This window comes from Sporosarcina sp. Y838, assembly GCF_056786515.1.
In genome coordinates this window covers 1-6,517 of sequence record NZ_JBXCJD010000038.1, presented here as the reverse complement: position 1 = coordinate 6,517, position 6,517 = coordinate 1, and the positions used below count along the sequence as shown (strand labels likewise).

The following is a 6,517-nucleotide window of genomic DNA, read 5'->3' as shown; positions in this document are numbered from 1 at the left end:
CAAGATGAGTTCGTAACTGCTTCATAATTGGGAATGCTTCAATAATCTCATTACGAAATTTAAGTTCTTTAATTGTTAAAGTATTCAAAGTTGAAACCCCTTTTCGAATTTTATATAAATTAATTCTATCATATTTTCTTGTTTAACTAAACTGCCCTTTAGTTCAACAACAAGAGAAGCCTTACTGTTGTTACACTAAACCAGCAATCGTTAGTTGAATATCGATTCTCCTTTTGATTCAACCGATCTGCCTTTAGAGTAATAAGAGCTTATTATTACTCGATTTTTTTAATTTTTTTTTTAGGAATAGCTTTTTTATCCAATAAATAATAGGAAGTACCAGCTATAAATAGACCTGTACTAAGCCACATCGTTATGCCGTTCCACTCTCCATTAAATAATGTAATGTTTGTGAAGTTAATAAAGTGTATTAAAACAAGAAATATATATAAGCCAGTTGTTACTTTCATTATTTTCGCCCCCATATATAAAAACATCTTATAACTCATTACAATAAACATAACCCTTGTTCAACTAACCTGCTTCTTTAGTTTAATAAGAAAAAAGGCTTTACCTCTTCTTGAAGTAAAGCACCCGTTTGTTGAATAAACTCTGGTTATAATCTCATTTATATTAAACTAAGACAATTAAAATTATAAAACCAAATCTGTCTACTTTAATATATATTTCTTTAATATACTTGGGTTTACGAACCTTATTGAAACTACCTCCCCACAATCCAAACAGACAGTTAGTTCTTTTTCAAACTCTGGTACTTTTACAAATGAATTTCCACCACAGTTTTTGCATTTTTGCATTTCATATCCCCCCTTGTTAAAAGTTATTTATCTTTCATCACCTAATAAATTCCAGATAAACGAGCATTAATCCTTCTTGAAGAAGACAATTGTATGAAATCAATCATGATTAATTATTAAGTTGTTCCCTATCTCAAGTTGTTTAGTTGATTTTTCTTCATTCTCACAGTCCAATATTACTTCAACTGAATGTTTTTTAGATTCCACAAAAGAAATGATTTGTCTTCCAAGAGAAACCGTGATTGTACTATCTTTTATTTTATAATCTTGAAAAAGTGCCTTTAATATATTTTTGTCTTGTTCTGTCAATGTGCCATAAATCTTTACTTCTAATATTCCATTAATGTTCTTTTCCCTACTATTCGGTACCATATATTTTCGCATAAATGCTTTACTTTTTTCATCATTAAGCTGTTGTAAGAAAAATTGAAAAGGCATTCCTTCAAATTTAGGTAAATATGAATTTTTCCAAGGCATTGTCTTACTTAGTAGTTTAAAGAACCATTTGAATTTTAAAGGTTCTGGCGTTGATGCTTGAATATTCCGTCTAATTAGATTCTGATATGTTGCTTCAATATCATCTACTTCTAATGCAAAACCAATAAGTCCCCTATGACCACTATGATAGTCCTCAGTCCAACTTTCTATCCAACCCCCACCGTCTTTTGATTTGATTTTAACCAATTCAAAATATTCATTTCCAATCCATATGTTAGATACCTTAAATCCTTTTGTACCCTTTCCCCATTTTGGTTCATATGGAAGACCTAAAGAGTGAACTTTCTTAATAAAACTTTCATCTTCTTGTACAAAACTATCAACATTTACAACTAAATGGTCAATCTTCAAATAATACTCCCCCCAATATGCGTTTAGATTTTCTTTCACTAATATGCCCTTTACTTTAATACGTTTGAATTGAATATGGGTTTCGAATTTTGGAAAACCTTCCATTTGAAATTATCAAAAATCCATTTCTGCTTATTCAACTAACCTCCCTTTAGTTGAACAAGAAAAAAGAGCCGTCTAAGCATCTCAACGATTTTCAAGTAAAGCACCCTGTTAGTTTAATAAGAACAGCGATGCTACTTCAACAATCGCGCCCGATTGTCGAACCTGTTACTGAAACAGGTTAAATATAATATCAGCTATGTAAGTCTCCAAAAATGCAGCTACAATAATAATCGGTAATATTAATACTCCGTAAATTTTTATTGTGCCTAAAATTTTCTTAACAAGAGGAACCTGATCTTTGCCTTTCTTGAATACACTTCTAACTTTTGCTCTAATGACTCGATTTAACTCAAATAGAGCTGCTGCAAATAAACAAAACGCAAAAATTTCAACAAAATAATGAGGAATGGTAGACGCAATTATCTCAATGCCTTTTATAAAGTCCATCTGCAAAACAACACCAAAAAGAATACCAGGGATAAGAGCAGTTGATATTACATTTATGAGATAAAGAAACTGTATAGGAATTAAAGCCAATAAAAACATTTGCAAAGGTACCATGAACCCATTATTAACAATGTACGCCCATACTTTTTTAATCCCTGTAGATTCTTTCAATTGATCCGATGAACTATTCCCGAAGGATTCCATTATTCCTTTTAAATCAGGATTGACAAAGTAAGTTATTACTGTTCCCAATACTGTCACTATCGTTGCTATAACAAAGAAAACTACAGCCCTTTTAAAAGCAGTTTTATTTACTATCTTAAAAATCATCATCACCTCATCCATTAGATAGATTCCTACTTACACTAACGGGTGCTTTACTCCTTCTTGAAGTAAAGCACCACGTTAGTTCAAGAAGAACAGAGACACTTATTAAACAATCACACCCTATAATGGAATAACGAAAATAGAAACAAGAATGCTAATTAGTTTTATTTTTCTTCAACTAACCATCTCTTTTTATTATTTGTTTTTATCATATAAATCTTTATACATAGTACCAATAAGAATAAAAACAAATACAAGGATAAGAATATTATTTGTCAGGTTATTCGCTGAAGTATTATCAAATAAAATACTTGCTATTAAGGCAATTAGACTAACCACACTGAAAATAATAAACATCATTTTATTTGCCAAAAAATACTCTTTTTTTATTTCAATCACTAAATATACTATTGAAAAAACAATCAAAACAATACGAGTTACAAATAAATGTTCATATTGAAGAAAAAAAGTTGCAAATAAAAATAAAATAGCTATTAAATTTAAAATTATAGAAACATTATTTTTTTTCATTATAAACTCCTAAAAGTAGATTGATTACTTGCGTTAAGTTGTTGAACACAAGTTATAGAACACTCTTCAACTAACCTGCCGCTTTAGTTCAATAAGAAAAAAGGCTTTACTCCGTCTTGAAGTAAAGCACCCATTAGATTAAGAAAACGCCCTTTATTTTTCATTATTCTTCGTGATTTTGGTGGAAAACGTAGTCATCAAAACTATAAAAACAGGTAATAAACTCCATAAAAAGAATCCCCAATGGTGTGTCATTAAAGATAATACTAAGAAGAAAGCAAGTGTTACAATTGAAATATAAACAGAACGTTTTTGATATTTCATTACCTTGAACACCCCTTTTTAAACAATTAAAGTATTCCATGTTCATTTTAACATATCTTATTCCACTAAACTGCCGCGTTAGTTGATTAACATCTCCCCTTTTATTTCAAACCAAATATTCTCTACTATTACTAAACATATGATTGCTAAAATAAGGGCTGTTATAGAGAGTAAGACCTTGTTTCGTAACCTGGTATTGAAACGTATGTATAACTTACCTATCAGGATGATAAGCAGTATAAAGATAGGAGCTGTTATACATATTGCTATTAAATCAACAAGAGAAAATGGTTTGCTGATGTATGGGTCAGAGTAGATATTGAGAAGAAGAAGTGCGATAAATAAGATGAATTGATAAATAAAAAATCTTACAGGACTCATAAATGATGGGTTCCCTTCTGTGTAGTGTTAAGTAAAGTATAAATTCTCAAAAAATAAATATACTTTTAAGCCAACTTGTCTTATTGAACTAATCTGCCCCTTTAGCTGAATAAATGAGGGGCTTAACCCCTAATTGAAGTAAAGCACCCGTTAGCTTAATAAGAGGTTATCTATTTTTATTCCATTCATCTGTTAACATTCCATAAACGATGTGGTCAACAAAATGGTCATATAACCATTCTGCTTGCCTGATACTTCCTTCATTTACAAAACCCAATCTTTCGGGAATGCTTCTACTTTTTTTATTCTCTAAAGCAGCCCTAATTTCAACCTTATTTAAGTTTAGATGGCTAAACGCATAATCAGTTAATGCCTTAGCAACTTTGGTCATAATTCCTTTTCCTTGATATTCTTCACTAAGCCAATAGCCTATATATGCTGTTTTGTTTGACCAATTAATACTGTTGAACCTGCCACACCAACAATTTTTCCCTTGTATAAAATAACGGTATTTATATTTTTATTCTCAGCATAACTTTTTAAACTGTTTTGGATAAACTCTTTTGAATCCTCGACTTTTGTAGTGAAGTCAAGCCACGGTAGCCACTCTCTTAAATGGTTTCTTGATTTATCGGTAAGCTCAAAAATTCTCTCAGCATCATTCAATTCAATTAATTTTAAAGATACATCTTCATCAATTTTATGTATAAACATTATTTTTCCCCCTGTATGTTTAGCATGTATTTTAACACACCTTATTTATATGATTTATTATTTTCCTTCTTGCACTAACCTGCTTCGTTAGTTCAAGTAGAAAATCACTCATTTTTCTTAAAATAAATAGCTAATAATATGACTAATATGATTTCTGTAACAAAAATGAACCATAAAGCTGGTTGGATATGTTCTAATGGTGTTCCTCCTACTGAACCCAAAGCAAGTTTACTTAACCAAACGTATTCACCCCAGATAATAATTGCAAGTAGTTGTGTAAATAACGCCACAATAACCAAAGGCATAAATCTTTTCAAACTCATTCCCCCTTATCTATAAATTTTCGTATAGGCTTCAAAAATCCACTTTTCATTCCTCATTTTTATCTATTATTACTCAACTAAACTGCCCCTTTAGCTGAATAAAAGAGGGGCTTAACCCCTAATTGAAGTAAAGCACCCGTTAATCGAAGTATGTACACCTTACTGTTTTTTGTTTATTGATTCAGATTATCAATTTTCTTTTCAATCCTGTCGAGTTGCTTTTTTCGCTTATTGTTGGTACGGATCAGCGACACAATCAAAACTATAATGAGTACTGTAAAACCAAGGGAAAACAGTGTGAAGAGTATATCTCCAAGGTTAAAATTACTAGTTGTTGTTTCTAAATTAATCTTTCTCTCCCCCTTTCCAGCTAAATGGCCCGATTGTTGAACACAAGTTAAGCACCCTTTTCTTATTGAACTAACCTGCTGCGTTAGTTCAATAAGAAAAAATGCTTTATCCTTCTTGAAGTAAAGCACCCGTTAGTTTAAGAAGAAATTTCACGAACTTTTTTTGTTTTATGTATTTTGTAAGTATAAAGATAGCGTAAATAGCTATATACCCTATTACACCTCCAAGTGTGTTTAAAATTAAATCATCAACATCAAAACTTCCAAATTTAAATACAAATTGAATAAGTTCAAATGTCAAACTTAAACAAAAGGATCCTATGGCAATATTTTTGAACAAGTGGAATCTTTTTGATATTAAAGGCAAAATAAAACCAAATGGTGCAAAACCAATGATATTTCCAACTAAGTTTTCTACTCTCATATTGAAATTTATATCTGCTAAGAATAAATAATAGATTATCGTTTTAAAAGGAATAAAGTTATGACTCCAGGAACGACCATCATAACTAAAAGTAAAATGATTAACTAAGTCAGGAATTGTTAGATATTTAAATAAGATTAGTTTTGAAAGTACCAATAAATAAAAACACAATACAACTACTAATACTGCTTTTATAAAAAACCTCATATTTAATAAACTCCAATCTCAATTTCTAATGTTGTTCCTTTAACATAAAGGTTGCTTTTATTTCGAAATTAACCCTGTATAATATTACCACATTTTGAGGTGTAATGACTTTCTAATGGGAAATAGCCTAGAGTACCAACGACTAAGGTAATTGTAAATACAGCCGATTGTTCAACTAAAGCACCACATTAGTTCAACAAGAGTTCTAATATTTTTTGCGTTTGTTTATCATTTATTTCGTAATAACCATTCTTATTACTACTTAGGAGAGTCTTGTTCTTACCAAATTCTTCGATGACGTCAATAACCTCGGTAGATTTATCTTTGTAGATTAGTTGAATCTTGTATCTTGGTTCAGTTGCAATTTTATACTCAGCATTTAGGTGATTTGCTTTATTCAATATACCTCTAATAGTAGCTATCTTTCCTTTATCAGTTGTGGTTTTTCCATCTTCGAATACTTCATCATATTTTTGTATTGTCATACTTTCAATTTTCGAAAACCCATTATAAAACATATTAAATCCTATAAGAAATATTAAAATTAACATTATCAATATTAATATCTTTTTTTTCATATTACTCCCCCTCTTTACAAGTGACCTCAAAGTTATATTCTATCTTCTTCTTGAACTAACCTCCCTCTATAAACATTGATGTATCAACGGCTTACACTACTTCATCATGTAGAATAAATATTTTTTCACGTATTTCATA

8 protein-coding genes and 1 pseudogene are annotated in these 6,517 nt (G+C 30.3%); all 9 read right to left on the bottom strand.

The window, feature by feature from the left end:
• Positions 1-275: 275 nt before the first annotated feature.
• The 9 genes and pseudogenes from AC1TO4_RS19665 to AC1TO4_RS19625 all read right to left on the bottom strand — a co-directional run bounded on the left by AC1TO4_RS19665 (position 276) and on the right by AC1TO4_RS19625 (position 6,378).
• On the bottom strand, positions 276-470 hold the full coding sequence (locus tag AC1TO4_RS19665; protein ID WP_482106696.1) for a hypothetical protein: 195 nt from the start codon (positions 468-470) through the stop codon (positions 276-278).
• A 201-nt stretch (positions 471-671) separates the two neighbouring features.
• Positions 672-818 carry a hypothetical protein gene (locus AC1TO4_RS19660; protein ID WP_172372269.1) on the bottom strand — a complete coding sequence of 49 codons (147 nt, stop codon included), beginning with the start codon at positions 816-818 and terminating at the stop codon, positions 672-674.
• 99 nt (positions 819-917) lie between these two features.
• Positions 918-1,667 carry a VOC family protein gene (locus AC1TO4_RS19655; protein ID WP_482106695.1) on the bottom strand — a complete coding sequence of 250 codons (750 nt, stop codon included), beginning with the start codon at positions 1,665-1,667 and terminating at the stop codon, positions 918-920.
• Positions 1,668-1,937: 270 nt separating this feature from the next.
• Complete coding sequence (locus AC1TO4_RS19650; RefSeq protein WP_482106694.1) at positions 1,938-2,564, bottom strand: stage II sporulation protein M; 627 nt, start codon at positions 2,562-2,564, stop codon at positions 1,938-1,940.
• 177 nt (positions 2,565-2,741) lie between these two features.
• Complete coding sequence (locus tag AC1TO4_RS19645) at positions 2,742-3,077, bottom strand: hypothetical protein (RefSeq protein WP_482106693.1); 336 nt, start codon at positions 3,075-3,077, stop codon at positions 2,742-2,744.
• Between the two features lie 871 nt (positions 3,078-3,948).
• Positions 3,949-4,496 (bottom strand): annotated as a pseudogene (locus AC1TO4_RS19640) (GNAT family N-acetyltransferase).
• A 104-nt stretch (positions 4,497-4,600) separates the two neighbouring features.
• On the bottom strand, positions 4,601-4,813 hold the full coding sequence (locus tag AC1TO4_RS19635) for a hypothetical protein (RefSeq protein ID WP_482106692.1): 213 nt from the start codon (positions 4,811-4,813) through the stop codon (positions 4,601-4,603).
• Positions 4,814-5,275: 462 nt separating this feature from the next.
• On the bottom strand, positions 5,276-5,800 hold the full coding sequence (locus tag AC1TO4_RS19630) for a VanZ family protein (protein ID WP_482106691.1): 525 nt from the start codon (positions 5,798-5,800) through the stop codon (positions 5,276-5,278).
• Between the two features lie 188 nt (positions 5,801-5,988).
• A complete protein-coding gene (locus AC1TO4_RS19625) occupies positions 5,989-6,378 on the bottom strand; it encodes a YhfM domain-containing protein (RefSeq protein ID WP_482106690.1) in 390 nt (129 codons plus the stop codon).
• Positions 6,379-6,517: the final 139 nt, after the last annotated feature.

Bases quoted from the DNA above. Each gene is read 5' to 3' on its own strand.
- AC1TO4_RS19665 (WP_482106696.1), bottom strand. From the start codon at position 470: ATGAAAGTAACAACTGGCTTATATATATTTCTTGTTTTAATACACTTT.
- AC1TO4_RS19660 (WP_172372269.1), bottom strand. From the start codon at position 818: ATGCAAAAATGCAAAAACTGTGGTGGAAATTCATTTGTAAAAGTACCA.
- AC1TO4_RS19650 (WP_482106694.1), bottom strand. From the start codon at position 2,564: ATGGATGAGGTGATGATGATTTTTAAGATAGTAAATAAAACTGCTTTT.
- AC1TO4_RS19645 (WP_482106693.1), bottom strand. From the start codon at position 3,077: ATGAAAAAAAATAATGTTTCTATAATTTTAAATTTAATAGCTATTTTA.
- AC1TO4_RS19630 (WP_482106691.1), bottom strand. From the start codon at position 5,800: ATGAGGTTTTTTATAAAAGCAGTATTAGTAGTTGTATTGTGTTTTTAT.
- AC1TO4_RS19625 (WP_482106690.1), bottom strand. From the start codon at position 6,378: ATGAAAAAAAAGATATTAATATTGATAATGTTAATTTTAATATTTCTT.